Genomic DNA, 13,504 nt, shown 5'->3' on the forward strand with positions numbered 1-13,504 from the left:
TCTAATGTAAATGCACTCACCTTTCGAGTGACCGAATTTTATTTCATAGGGCTAATTATGTCCTCTGAGATTTGGTCATTGGAAAGGCGCGTGCATTTTTTTGTGCCTGACAACCCATTTTATTTAGGAGGACAAGCGATGTTAACAACAGAAAGCAAGATGGAAAGAATGAACTATTTGGTGAACGAGGTCAACCGGCTCAACTATCACTACTACACATTGGATAATCCCCTTATGTTAGATCCGGACTACGACAAGCTTTATGACGAACTGGTTACGTTGGAAAAGGAGACGGGAACGGTTCTTCCGCAATCCCCCACTCAACGTGTAGGCGGTGAGATTCTTTCGGGATTTACCGAGCACACGCACCTGGCACGACTATGGAGCCTGGATAAGGCACAGTCGGTAGAAGATCTGCTTGCATGGGAAGAGCGCGTTAAAAAGGCAATTTCGACGTTTAACGCAGCGAATCCAAGGAACCCGCTTCCTGAGCTGTCATTCGTAATTGAATTGAAATTTGATGGTTTAACGCTCAATCTGACTTACAACGATGGGGTATTGGTTCAAGCTGCCACGAGGGGGTCGGGTGTTACTGGGGAGGGAATCCTCGCTCAGGTAAAGACGATCAAGTCGATTCCGTTGGAAATCCCCTACAAGGGTCTTGTTGAAATCCAAGGTGAAGGGATCATGAATCTTTCTGTCCTTGCCAAGTATAACGAAACCGCAGCAGAACCTCTGAAAAATGCTCGCAATGCAGCGGCCGGTGCCCTTCGCAACCTGAATCCGAAAGTGACAGCTGAACGTCGTCTGGATGCCTTCATCTATAATGTTGGCTACGCTCCAGATAAGTATTTTTCCCACCATAGCGAGATGTCTGACTTCTTGATTGAGAATCGATTCAAGGTCAATCCGTATACCCGTTATGTAGGGACGATCAAGGATGTTATTAGTGAGCTTGATTCCATAGTTGCGTGCCGTGCAGACCTTGATTTCTTGATTGATGGTGCAGTCATCAAGATTGCTGACATGCATACCCGCTCCGTCCTGGGATACACGGAAAAGTTCCCACGATGGGCCATCGCTTACAAATTTGAAGCCGAGGAATGCTCCACTACATTGGAGTCAGTCAATTGGGAGGTTGGTCGGACCGGCAAGCTGACTCCGGTGGCCATGCTTATGCCTGTGGAGATCGGCGGGGTTACTGTAACGTTCTGTACCATGAATAACGTGGCCGACATTGAGCGTAAAAACCTCAAGTTTGCTCTCGGCAAAGAAGTCATCTTGAGACGATCGAATGATGTCATTCCGGAACTGTTGGGAAAACTGACGGATGAGAATGATGGTCTCGAGATTGTTACGCCTACACATTGCCCATCTTGTAATTCGAAGTTGGTTCAACGAGGCGCACATCTATACTGCGAGAATAAGTGGGAGTGCAAACCACAAAAAGTTGGTTGGCTGACTCACTTTGCCTCCCGTGATTGCATGGATATTGAAGGCTTCAGTCAAAGCACGGCTGAACTCCTTCACGATAATCACCTGCTCCGGCACCCCGGTGACTTCTTTGATCTGCAAGAGGAGCAGCTGATCTACTTAGAGGGGTTTGGGAAAAAGAAAGCCCAAAATCTTCTTAAGGCCATTGAAAACTGCAAGACAAAAGGGCTTTCAAATCTGATCCATGCGCTTTCCATTCCAAACGTTGGTAAGACCTCTTCCAAAACTTTCGCTGAAGCTTTTGGTTCTTTGGAGCGCTTCAGCCAGGCTAGTAAGGAGGAACTTCTTGCCTTGTCAGATGTTGGGGAAATCGTTGCAGATAGTGTACTTGAATACTTCGCTAATCCAGTCACATATGGCATTGTTCGTATGATTCGGACGGCCGGTTGCGATCCAGTGTTTGAGAAGGTGGAAGTCAGCGTACCAGCAGATGGTTTATTCAACGGTAAGACCGTTGTCATCACCGGCACTCTGTCCACAATGGGGCGCGACGAGGCATCATTCATCTTGGAGGGACTCGGCGCAAAGGTTACTGGCAGCGTTTCGAGGAAAACGGACTTTGTGGTCTGCGGGGAAAATGCAGGTAGCAAAAAGGCCAAAGCTGAAACACTCGGGATTCGCATCATTTTGGATGAAGAGTTCATACAGTTGATCGGAATGCAGTAACTACACCAGGTTGGAGGCATACTTTTTGCGCCCCAACCTTTTATAAAATCCAAAGTACGATAAGAGGGGCTTTCTAAATGTAGTGGGACAGGACTAATCCGGAACAACTATTTCCTAATTATTATCGACTGAGGGCAGAAGCAGAATGTGACCGGGCGAGAACTGATCGTATTCGTTGGCAGGCATGCGGCGGTACGGATGTATCTGCTGAATGGTCCTCTAACGGCAATTTTTCATTGGTGATTAATCCCGGAGAAGTGGGAAACCAATTCTGCTATGTCTGCGGCCTTCATTCAAAATTCACTGGTCGAGGAGCTTGGAAAAGGTCTTACTACACCCTTTATGTTGGTGTGAAGTATGACACGTTTTCAAGCGAGTGTATTCTTCGAGTCAAAGTCACAAATCGTAAAAAAGCCCTTCTCCAAGTGCTTGAAGCCATCCAACACTATAAAAAGACAAACCACTTTTGGGGGGAGTATGGCCGAGAATTTGGCACCGAGACGCACGAAAAAAGCACATTTTTAAAGAGTAGCGGGAAGGGAGCCAAGTTTGGGTCTGCACTACCGGTGACGAAACATACAATGTGATCGATGGCAGCCATTTAGGAGAGAGGCCTTTGGACAGGTGTATTCTGGGTGTTCCAGCTCAATGAAGATTTTCGTTGGAGCGGCGATTCCTTGATTCTGTCGAATCGATCCTTTCATTGGGGGAGGCGTCATGTTACGGGAAGTTTGATTGGGACTTCATATCCTGGCTGCCCAATTGGAGGGGGAGCTGCCATAAACCAGATACAAGGATTGGTCGGCAAAGATCCGCTCGCAGTAAGTTTAAATCGCAGGGAATTGAAACAGGGGCCCAGATAAGGTCCCTGTTTTGCTTTGAAAAGGTGTGCAAAGTGAACACTCTTATGCTAATATTGTTTTATACCTATCATTAATATATTTTCCCTCTCTAGCAAGCGCACAAGAGAGCATTCTAACGTACTCAAAGCACTTTTTTAAGTGATTAAGGCTAAATTGCACGCTACCAGTGTGTTCTTTTACCCTTCACTTGAAAAAGTGCTTTTTTGCGTTTTAACGGTTTTTCGTGTGTGAAGCATTTGCAGGCACTAGCCTGTTTTTATCCAATCCCAGTATAGGAGTGGTTGTCATGCAATTAATCATTATCTGCTCATTGGTTTATGTTATCCTCACGGCGGCCCTGGTCTGTATGTTCAAACATGAATATAAAAAAGGGCGTATCTCTGCGAGGATGGTATTATTCCAATATGCCAACTTTCATGTTGTCGCATTGATTAGTATGGTTGCTGTGTATCAGAATGTAATTTTAGCCTAAATACGGTTTATACCGGCGCTTTAGAAAAGGATAGGTGGCTAGCCGCCTATCCTTCTTTAATTAAGAATTAAGAATGCTCGCAACAAGCGATCATTTTGTTTCTGAGGATTGATCGTTTGTTGGGTGCATTCTTCACCCTACAACCCAACTTTTTAAAAAAGGAGATGGAAGATGAGCAAGATCCCCCAATTCTGTGGAAGAGGTTCTCGGTTCGCGATGACATTGACTACTTTGAAGACTGGCTAGTAGTGAACCAAGGAACCACACCTGAACAGCTTCGTGAGTCTTTAATTGCGTAAGACAAGTCGTCGGGTCAAATTGGAAGTCATTTCGAATTCGAAAAATTGGTGCGAACAAAACCAGCTTCACCCAAATTGATTAATATCTATGAGGAGGAAAGAAACCATGGCAACTTTGGAATTGTCGTATAGCGAAATTATGGAATCGAATGTAACTGGAATTCACGCAACCATTTATGATGACAGCGGCCGCATCGTTGCTCGCTTTCGGAATTTTGATCCTGAAGCCGGGGAAACTTACGGGAACCAAGCCGATTCCTTTTTCATCCCTTCAGTTGAAACGGGTCTCGCAATGATGCGAAGCAATAAGGGGTATCATCAAATTCCGTTGAAAGAAGAGGACTTGGAGCAGAATTCGAACATCTTCGGGGTCTCGTTTACCACGGATCAAGTGCAAATCAGTATCCTTAGCAGCATGGGGCTCGTTACCGCTCAACTGGAAACAGAGGAGTCTTATCCAGGAATTCAAATACTTGTCGATGGTAACCTTTCTTCAGTGGTTGAATGCTGCGAAGACGAAGGAAGACTTATGATTCGTAACTATGTGGAATCCCATGATGTTCCGGTCTCCGTGAATGTTAAGACAGCCGATATCTCGATTCCAAAGGACTGGCCGGCTGAAATCAAATCGGTTTAGTTTATCGGACGATTGAAAAAGATTAATGGAGGGAATAGTCGAATGAATCACTACTTAGCAAATTATGAGCAGGGCATCGGCGACTTCAGTGTCGAGAGTCAGTGTGTTATTACTACTAACGGAGATGTAATGGAAGCTATTTCGTCTGTGTTCTCTCAAAATTGGGGCGACGAAACAATTCAGCATGATGGTGATAACTATCGGTGGTTTGATGCTGAGGAGGAATGCTATATCAAGGTTTTATCAATAAATCCGATCGGGGACGCCGATGCTGATGTCTTGAAGCAGTACATTGGGCATCATGAGGTAACTCTTGGACCCGTTATCCGCCATATCAGTAATGCCTGGGATAACCTCAGCATGAGTGATGTACAGGAGTTCTTGAATAGTCTTAGCAAAGAGTTCCCGAACATGCCATTTTACTTTTATGATGTAGAAAGTGACCGGTTCAACGAAGTGGGTCTCATTGCTGCAAGTATTCCCATGACGACCGACGAGGCGATCGCATGGTATTTCGGCAAGTTAGAAGAGAATTATATCGCAACTGGGATGGAAGCTGCAGATTTGAATACTCTTGAGAAATGATGAATTTGCAAAAGAGTTAAAAACATTCATGGAGGGCTCGATATGCCAAAAATCCATTGTAGAACAACCGGCGAAATATGGGAATGTGATAGATTAAAGCCACTTCAAAATGTTATCTCTGTACGTATCGTTGAAACAACTGAAGCTCAGAACAGAGATGACTTTGAAATAATAGAGGCGACAGAGGACCAGAAACAAAAACTAAATCATCATATCGGCCGCTGCTTAAGGTTTTCAAAGCAATTTTATGAAAATGAATTACGGTATGTTTTTTGTGAGGATTGGTTCATATATGCCAAGGATCGGTGTGGTAAGCTTTATTTTATAAATACCGAGTTGTGGCATAACTGGGCAGACCTTTCGGAAGAACAGCAGGACGACGAGAAAGCCGTTGAAAAGTATATGCTGCCTATTGCCAGAAAGAATTGGAATAGTTTGCGTTGGATAAGAGCAGACGAGAACCATTTCTCCGAAGTAAGTTTTCTTTTGTTGAGGTATCCAGCCTAGTAATCAGGCTTTAATACTCGATATGAAGCAGATATAATATCTCCTACAGAAGAAAGGTAAATTCATTTCAAAATAGTTTATATAAAAACAATGAAAATGAGGAAAAAGCCAATGGAAATCTTTACACCTTCATCAAATATACTTAAGTCAAATTTGTATAGAGAGGTGATTGAATCAATTGAAAGTATAGGTATGAATTTAACATTCTTTATGAAAGATAATCAACCTGAGTCTGCGCTAACAAGGTATCTAGCAAATAAAGAGGTACAAATTATATTTAAATCTTCTGAAATCCATTACGAAGCGCTATATTATCATGAATTGCTTCATGTAAAACTAAAATTATTGGGCTTTCCACAAATACGAAGGTTTAACAAAGTGAAAATTCCACTGTGGCTAAAAGAATCTATCAATTCGTTATCAAATACGTTAGATCATACTTACATCTTTGAAGAAATGAGAAAAATAGGCGTTAATCAATCTGAATTAAATCAGGCCTTTTTGAATGATGTACTCTTAACTGTTGAATTGGAGAATGTGGCCGACCTGTGTCATGCTGTTAACTTCCTGGAGTTAAACTTACGTAATGAGCAAGCATTCAATGAATTAAGAGATCAATTATCTCAAAAACAATATATTGGTTATAGGCTTTTTAAAGAAATGGAGAAACTTGTTGTAGATGTTTCAACACCTGAGAAAATGAGGGGGGCATACGCAAGTTTATTTAAATTGATTGATAGTTTTCTTTATGATCAATTTGGTAATAAACAGTACCTGGATTTAATATACGCAGTAAATCCTGGGTACCCGAATGACTTTTTGTATAAAAACTCCCGGGAATTGTTATATACCAAAGAAGTTTCAGATTTTGGATCTTATGTTTTTGTTTTAGATAGGATACATCATCAGAACTGTTTCTTATTGAGTGATAGCAATGGAAATAGTGTATCTAAAGAAATAATAAATGACTTTCTGCAGGAACGTACATTGGCAGAGGTTGTTGAATATTTTGAGCATAATTAGAAATACGTTTTTTCTTGAGAAAGGAGCTGCAATCTTACAGCTCTTTTCTCATATTGGTGGTTTGTACTCTATGTAAAAACAGACTTGTTATATCGGTGCTCCGTGGGCGTAGATATGTTGTTAAACTGATGGTCATGATGATGAACCTCGAGGGCTGACCACCGTTGTTGAAGTCTGTTCGAAACCCTTCTGGTTGTTTGCCGAAGAACTGCTACAATTCCGAAATTAATGGGGAATATGTATAAAAGGAGGGATGAAACTTTGATAGCAATAGGCGACATTTTGAAAAAGTATCCAGTACACATAGTAACCTTATATTTTTAGGTTACTCTTCTTCAATATATAAAAATAAATACTTGAAGTTTTAGGTGCATTATTGGGACCCGTTACTATTAATTTCATAAAATATACTGCTTCAATATTCATTATGGGAGGAATGTGTGTGATCCACCTATTCGTTAGAAAGGATGTTCCTAACGTTTTGATTCGGTTATTTCGTCCCTTTCCGCTTTTATCTATTCTTTGATTGCTGGTGTTTATGCAGTCATTTCAATTTTGGGAGGACACATTGAAACTCTTTTTCCCTTTCGCCATGGGTTCTGTTAGTCACGACGCTTTTCACGAAAGCGATCGGTGCAGTTTGTATGGCTGTCATTGCTTTATGCTTGTTGCAGGAGCGCCAAGCCAGATGGGATTAAGAAGGGGATTGTGCTATTCAATCGCAATCTTTTTTTCTTCAATCCTCTCCTTTATGATATAATATTTTCATATCCTAATCTCTGTTAATTTGTTCTTCTCCCAGCATGCGCAAAGGGAGCATTCTAAGCCAACAAAACACCTGACAAGGTGATCAAGATTGAAACTCACACGATTCGTGTGTCCTTCCTCCTTGGTCGGTTTGTCAGGTGTTTTTTGCACCTACAACACAATTTGATATAAGGAGTGACCAAGATGAAACAGGAATTCTTGCGAAGCGGATAGAAGATGTAATTCAACAAAATGGACGGCCCATGAATTAAGGAAAATCGCATCCGTTGAGCACTACTGATCCTCGTAATGAGAAAATGTAAAACATTCGTCGTGATGGAAATAAGACGTTTTCTGCCTTGCTAAAGGAAAAGCCAACTGTGCAAAAACCCACATCATGTATTTGTGTGAGAGTGTCCATAATCAAGGAAATATCATTTCTATTAATAAAGAGCGGGAGGGCTTTATGAATACAACAATCGGAAACTTTAAGATTTATGATTTGGTGGAAAAATGTATTGTCGAAAATGATGTTGCCATTACATCGAACAATGATATCGCTACGGTGTCCAAGTTTGAAGAAATCCAAGAAGGGCTCTTTCTTCGAGCGATTGGCCGGCGTGATAGGTATGTATTAATACCTGAAGTACCGTTCAATGATATCGCATCCGGAGCCCCTTTATATTCCGGTGATATTTTAAGTAACGGAAAGAATAACTGGGTCATTAAGTTCGACCTTGTGCGTGGCGTATTCTGCACGATGATCGAGTTCCCTGACGCATACAATCGATTGGAAGCCCTCCAGGAGTTTGGGTTTGAGAGGATCGGTAGTATTTTTTCTAATCCTGAACTCCTTACAGATAGGGAAATTGAGGTGTTCCTCTAAATGCAGTTCTTCTACCAGCAAATGCTATGCCAAACCTGCCCTGACAAGAGAAGGGTGCAGCAAGCATTAGATGAAGCAAAGCGGATTACTAACCGCCTTCGGGAAATGATGGACGACAAGAGCAGAATGTTGCATACTCAAAATGTACGGGCCACTCTTTTTCATACACCGATACAGTGCTCGGCGTCAGAAAATTCGTGCAATGAATTCAGCCAATATGAAAATGACCTTCGTCTAGCCGTGCGGGAATTGGAAGCCACTTTCCTGGCCTTCCAAGAGGAACTACAAGGTCTTGAGGAGAAGAAAGCCTTAGCTCGTAAAGGCCGCGCTTTTGATCTGTTGAGGGGCTATTATCCTAAAGCGGCTTGTCTTATGCGAAGGTAAGCAGAAGGGAGTCTTAAAACTGAAATTCAAGGATATTCCCAAATTCACTTCGGTACACGGTTATCAGATCAATGTTTTTCTTCATCAACTGAAAAGGAACATTGATGAGTATTTGGAGGCGGGACTTGAAATAAATCCCGATTTCCAAAGGGGCCACATTTGGACAGAGGATCAACAAATTCGATACGTGGAATATTTCTTACGCGGTGGAACATCAGCACGGATTATTTACTTTAACTCTCCGAATATCATGATGGGCGAGCTGCCGTTTGTCCTGGTAGACGGATTGCAACGACTTACCGCTCTTCTACGGTTTCTGAACAATGAAATCAAGGCCTTCGGATACTATTACATGGAGTTTGAGGGTCGGACCGATGTAAATCTGATTTTTGTCGTTAACGACCTTAAAACAAGGGAAGAAGTGCTTCAGTGGTATATTGAAATGAATAGCGGTGGAACGGTTCACAGCGACGAGGAAATTGCTCGGGTGAAAATGCTCCTTGAGGAAGAACGACAAAAGGTAGGCTAATTTATCTAAAGTGACAGGAGGCTTTATATCCGTGGTAATTGATATCGCTTTTGAAATGATGCGCGAACTCAACGGAGTGAAGTATATTTACAGCACGACTTTGACCGATTGTTTTCATGCGGTATGTAAAAAGTACGGGCTTGATCCAAAAGAACAAAATCAGGAAGACGCCGTTCAGAAAGTGCAGGCAGCCCTGCGGGTCACATACTAAACATCATCCTTCTCCCTTGGTTGGGATGAGTTGGTACAAGGGAGCGGAGCCCCGCTCCTTTGTAAGCAAAAAAGAAGCGGGTGGTCTCCCGCTTCTTTTTTTATAATCAGAATTCGCTCGGATGCGTAAGTATCGAGATCGTTCCTGATGAAGAAACTTCGATATCCGCGTGTGATTGGATCACAATTCGCTTTTTCTGCTTTTTGACTTCAACCGTTGCCGGGATTTGATTAGAGAATAAGACATCTCCATTTTTAAATATTTGTATCGTGAGAAGAGTGAAGTCAGCTTTTGCCGGCATCAGAACGAATTGCTCGCATTCTCTTCCTCCGGAAAATGCAGTGCGAAAGACTCCGGTAAACATATCTTCATTTTTCATGTTTACAACCTCGATGACCCAAGGGGAAAACCCTGGCCTGTCGTAGATCATGCTGCAGGTTTCTTGCGTTTCATCCTCAACTACGTAGTTTGGCATTTTGGAATAGACCTCCATTGTTTTTTATCTTTCCCAGTCTGAAGTAAGCTTCGAGAATTTCTTGAAATAGGCTTCGATTGATTCGTTGTTGGACTTTTGTTTCTGGTATCACATGATATTTTTGGTATCACATGATATTTTTGGTATCACATGATATTTTTGGTATCAAATGATACCATCATATTGACTGTTGAAAGTGTTTTTGTCAATTCTTTGCATACAAAGGTACCTATGATAGATATATTTTGTAAGAAGTTATAAACGGATATATTTGTTTGAGAGGGAATGTGCTTTGAAAGGCATAGGAATTTTGATGAAGCACGTACTGATCGTATATTTGCTCAACTCTTCTTTTTTTCATTATGTAAACATTATGAGATAAGGGCGAAGAAAGGGCCATTTCGGAGCAATCCATATTCTTCTTTCATCGTACCCTTTATGATATAATTCTCTTGTATCCTATTTCTCAATTTCTTCTCCCAGCGTGCGCATAGGGAGCGTTCTAAGCACATGAAGCACCTGACAAGGTGATCAAAAATCGAAATTCACACGACCCGTGTGTCTTTCTTCTTTGGTCGGTTTGTCAGGTGTTTTTTTTGCACCTACAACCCAAAAAGGTTTAAGGAGTGAGCAACATGAAACAAGAAATTCTTGCTAAGCGCATCGCAGATGTCATACAACAAAATGGCAGGCCCATGCACATTAAGGAAATCGCAACCTACTTTCCCGATAAGCCTGAATCGACTATTCGCGGAAGGTTATACACAAATCTTAAAAAGCGGTTTGAGCGTGTATCGAGGGGAGTATACATGCTGCTATCGGAAGATGGGGCCGCATTCGTTGTAGAAGGGGATGGAAGGAATCTTTCGGCTTTTGAGGATGAGAGCGTAGATGCCATTGTAACCGATCATCCTTGGAAAGATGAAGTGTCCAATAAAGGGACCAACCGTGTTTTTGACAAAACCTACGATCACACTTCGTTTCTCTATACCATTGAGGATTTTAAAGAAAAAGCGAGAGTCTTGAGGGAAGGTGCCTTCTTGGTCGAAATTCTTCCGGCAGAAAATGAAAATAACTGGAAGTATCTTTTTAAGATCAAGGCTATGGCTGAGGCAGTTGGCTTGAATTACTACGCGAAAGTTCCGTGGAAGAAAGGAAAGTGTGTTTATAACACCGGTCGCAAGAGCAAAAATAGTGAGGATATCATGTTTTTCGTGAAAGGCAAGGCTCGACCTCTCCGTCCGGATAAACAACGTGGCGGTTGGATGAGTGGTACTTCCTATATGCTTCCAACAGAGTTTGATTTCGAGCCCATTCCCCCTAAGAAAAGGATTCATCAAGCCGAAAAACCGGTTGAGCTTTATGAGGCTATCCTTGAGGCAATTACGCTCCCAGGGGAAGTGGTAGTAGACCAATTTGCCGGAAGCGGGAACCTTGGCCGCGCGACGATGAGGAAAGGACGAATCGCCGTTTTATTTGAGATTCTGAAGAAAAACGTAAGCCGTATGATTCAAAATCTCTCCATTCCAGAGCTAACTTTACAAGTGTAAAGGGAGGGAAGGTCTGCTATCCGCAGGCCTTTTCTTATCTTATTTAACATCTCCTGGTTTCGTGATATACTGAATACATACCATTTTTTTCTTTATGAACTCTTACTCTTCGGCACGAGCAGAGGAGCATTCTATTTAAGAAACACCTAACAAGGGTACTAAGGTTGAATTCACACTATCCGTGTGTCTATTCCGACTTTGGTTGCTTGTTAGGTGTTTTTTATTTGCACCTATAACCCAATTTTCTTTAAAGGAGCGAAAAGGATGAGAAATGCTTATGTGACATTCACCCGAACGGTGAGAGTTGAAAACGTCAATAAATCTAGCCGAAGCAAATCCGGGAGCGAGCTGTACAGGTTTTCTACTAGGCGGAAATGGATGACTTCTATGCGTCCGAAGCAAACATTCAATCCGTAGATATTGAGGAAAACGGTGAAGAAAAGAATGAAGAAGCAGGGTGATCAACCCACTTCACTTTTTTGTCCAAAAACCAAAACTAATCAAGGGAGCGATATTTGTGCAAAACAAAATGAATTTTCAACTTACACTGGGTTTATCCGACCCTATTCAAAACAAGGAAGAGGTTGCAAGAAACATTGCGAATGGTATCTTGAATCAAGTAATGGATTTTGGTATCACTGCCGAAGATGATGAGGGGTTTGCGAACGATATCATTATCGGATCTGAAGACGGTGTGCCACTTATTCATGCCGAAATTAGCCCCCATGACCTTAATCTAATTCCCATTTCCAATCTGACGGAGAATGAGGTTGCAGGGTACATTCAGAGGGAGGCTATTCGGCGGGTATCTCGTGGATTATCGACGATTTCTAGACAGATGGAATCTGATGATCGGTTCCGCGAATGGATCGAAGCAACGCCGTTCTTCAGCTTCTTTACGGGATGTATCGACGAAGTAAGCCGGGAAATTCTGCATATCGTCTCGGAATCTGAATCTGTTGAGGAAAAGCCGGTACCCGCCAATCGAATCAAAATTGATAATGTTCCCGTTGAGGGACTTATTTCGGAACAGACAAAGAAGGATACGCGGCCGGTGCTGGTTAGTCAAACCGGATTAGTTCATGAGCCGAAATATCAAGTGTTTTTCTCCCCGGTTCGCCAGCTCGAATCCGAGTTCGCCAAGTTTTTAAAAATGGAAACCGGACTTGACCTCACCATTTCCTTGGCTGGCGATGAGTTTGGTAATCTGTCCTTAAACATAAAAGAGGAGAATAACTCCATTACCATTGCGGGCGAAGAAATGACGGTTGCTGAGTTTCTGGACAATAAACATAATTACACCCTGTACTGCAACGATGAATCTCAAACCGCTCGGGATGTTGCTGCTCACTTCTTCGATATTCACGTCAACGATCTTGCTCATCTTCAGTATTTAGAAGACGATGATAATTCAGATAAGTCAGAAGTTCGGTTCTCGATTGCATCTTTTGCGCTTCAGCCCAATGATAATGAGGAAACGATCGGCGGGAGCTACATCGCACGCCGCGCGGTCAGCAATATGTTGTATTTCTTACTGAAAGCAGCTCAAGCTGAAATTAAACTTTCACTTTTGTACCCGGAATGCACTCACTTTGAGGACGTAATTTATGGGACAATATTAGAGTGGTCCAGTGATGTAGAGAAGCAGTCTTCTTCATGTGATCCGGCTTTTGATGCCTTCGAGGTCCTTCTAAAAGAAGAGCTTGTGGAGGGCACATACTTGGATGAGGGAGCTCAAAGTTTCCTTCAGAAAGTCGCGGCTGCTCTGGATCCCGGAAACGTCGACCCCCAAAAACTCGTCTTTTACCAGATCATCGAACGCCTGGCACTAAAAGCCGAAAGAATCCGCAGCGAACGTGAAGAAAACTAAAGTCAATGGTGGAGGTCAGGCCTGCAATGCTGCAGGCTTGGCTACTTCTTTCGGAGGGAAGGTGCTGATTTCGATCTCACCAGCCCGTTGTAGTAACCTAGGAGGTCTTGAGGAACAGATTATACTTTTATGATGCTCCAATCGTTTTGATTAATGTCCTGACTGCAGAGTTTGCTCCGGTCCATTTGGGAGTGTTCTTGGCTTTATCGGTAACATGGTTGATCGGCTTTACTTTTCGCTTTGCGATTGGGTTCAGCATACTATCGGCGGAAAAAAAGACCAGTTTGGGCTATTGGCCTTGTGCTT

12 protein-coding genes are annotated in these 13,504 nt (G+C 42.5%); 11 read left to right on the forward strand and 1 reads right to left on the reverse strand.

Annotated features, from left to right (window positions below; genetic code table 11):
* The first annotated feature begins 138 nt into the window (after positions 1-138).
* The 9 genes from ligA (at position 139) to EHV15_RS34100 (ending at position 9,303) form a co-directional block, all read left to right on the forward strand.
* Complete coding sequence (gene ligA / locus EHV15_RS34060) at positions 139-2,160, forward strand: NAD-dependent DNA ligase LigA (protein ID WP_246062080.1); 2,022 nt, start codon at positions 139-141, stop codon at positions 2,158-2,160.
* Between the two features lie 1,740 nt (positions 2,161-3,900).
* Positions 3,901-4,431, forward strand: a complete 531-nt coding sequence (locus EHV15_RS34065; protein ID WP_128635715.1) for a hypothetical protein — start codon at positions 3,901-3,903, stop codon at positions 4,429-4,431.
* A gap of 42 nt (positions 4,432-4,473) precedes the next feature.
* Positions 4,474-5,016: a hypothetical protein gene (locus EHV15_RS34070; protein ID WP_128635716.1), complete on the forward strand. Its 543-nt coding sequence runs from the start codon at positions 4,474-4,476 to the stop codon at positions 5,014-5,016.
* A gap of 42 nt (positions 5,017-5,058) precedes the next feature.
* Positions 5,059-5,523: a hypothetical protein gene (locus tag EHV15_RS34075; protein WP_128635717.1), complete on the forward strand. Its 465-nt coding sequence runs from the start codon at positions 5,059-5,061 to the stop codon at positions 5,521-5,523.
* 111 nt (positions 5,524-5,634) lie between these two features.
* Complete coding sequence (locus EHV15_RS34080; protein ID WP_128635718.1) at positions 5,635-6,546, forward strand: hypothetical protein; 912 nt, start codon at positions 5,635-5,637, stop codon at positions 6,544-6,546.
* 1,213 nt (positions 6,547-7,759) lie between these two features.
* Entirely contained in the window at positions 7,760-8,179 is a 420-nt protein-coding gene (locus EHV15_RS34085) for a hypothetical protein (protein WP_178076102.1), read from the forward strand.
* The gene (locus EHV15_RS34090; protein WP_128635720.1) at positions 8,180-8,563 is read left to right on the forward strand and encodes a hypothetical protein; all 384 of its coding nucleotides are present in this window, start codon (positions 8,180-8,182) and stop codon (positions 8,561-8,563) included.
* 112 nt (positions 8,564-8,675) lie between these two features.
* A complete protein-coding gene (locus tag EHV15_RS34095) occupies positions 8,676-9,092 on the forward strand; it encodes a DUF262 domain-containing protein (protein WP_246062081.1) in 417 nt (138 codons plus the stop codon).
* 31 nt (positions 9,093-9,123) lie between these two features.
* Positions 9,124-9,303, forward strand: coding sequence for a hypothetical protein (locus tag EHV15_RS34100; protein ID WP_128635722.1), 180 nt, complete (start codon positions 9,124-9,126; stop codon positions 9,301-9,303).
* A gap of 106 nt (positions 9,304-9,409) precedes the next feature.
* Here the strand turns inward: EHV15_RS34100 and EHV15_RS34105 are convergent, their stop codons facing one another.
* Positions 9,410-9,778: a hypothetical protein gene (locus EHV15_RS34105; RefSeq protein WP_128635723.1), complete on the reverse strand. Its 369-nt coding sequence runs from the start codon at positions 9,776-9,778 to the stop codon at positions 9,410-9,412.
* Positions 9,779-10,413: 635 nt separating this feature from the next.
* Here EHV15_RS34105 and EHV15_RS34110 point away from each other — a divergent pair.
* Both EHV15_RS34110 and EHV15_RS34115 read left to right on the forward strand, forming a co-directional pair.
* Positions 10,414-11,328, forward strand: a complete 915-nt coding sequence (locus tag EHV15_RS34110) for a DNA methyltransferase (protein ID WP_128635724.1) — start codon at positions 10,414-10,416, stop codon at positions 11,326-11,328.
* Positions 11,329-11,845: 517 nt separating this feature from the next.
* A complete protein-coding gene (locus EHV15_RS34115) occupies positions 11,846-13,198 on the forward strand; it encodes a hypothetical protein (protein ID WP_128635725.1) in 1,353 nt (450 codons plus the stop codon).
* Positions 13,199-13,504 lie beyond the last annotated feature (306 nt).

The organism is Paenibacillus oralis (genome assembly GCF_003863965.1).
GTDB lineage: Bacteria > Bacillota > Bacilli > Paenibacillales > Paenibacillaceae > Fontibacillus > Fontibacillus oralis.

Bases quoted from the DNA above. Each gene is read 5' to 3' on its own strand.
- ligA (WP_246062080.1), top strand. From the start codon at position 139: ATGTTAACAACAGAAAGCAAGATGGAAAGAATGAACTATTTGGTGAAC.
- EHV15_RS34065 (WP_128635715.1), top strand. From the start codon at position 3,901: ATGGCAACTTTGGAATTGTCGTATAGCGAAATTATGGAATCGAATGTA.
- EHV15_RS34070 (WP_128635716.1), top strand. From the start codon at position 4,474: ATGAATCACTACTTAGCAAATTATGAGCAGGGCATCGGCGACTTCAGT.
- EHV15_RS34075 (WP_128635717.1), top strand. From the start codon at position 5,059: ATGCCAAAAATCCATTGTAGAACAACCGGCGAAATATGGGAATGTGAT.
- EHV15_RS34080 (WP_128635718.1), top strand. From the start codon at position 5,635: ATGGAAATCTTTACACCTTCATCAAATATACTTAAGTCAAATTTGTAT.
- EHV15_RS34085 (WP_178076102.1), top strand. From the start codon at position 7,760: ATGAATACAACAATCGGAAACTTTAAGATTTATGATTTGGTGGAAAAA.
- EHV15_RS34090 (WP_128635720.1), top strand. From the start codon at position 8,180: ATGCAGTTCTTCTACCAGCAAATGCTATGCCAAACCTGCCCTGACAAG.
- EHV15_RS34105 (WP_128635723.1), bottom strand. From the start codon at position 9,778: ATGCCAAACTACGTAGTTGAGGATGAAACGCAAGAAACCTGCAGCATG.
- EHV15_RS34110 (WP_128635724.1), top strand. From the start codon at position 10,414: ATGAAACAAGAAATTCTTGCTAAGCGCATCGCAGATGTCATACAACAA.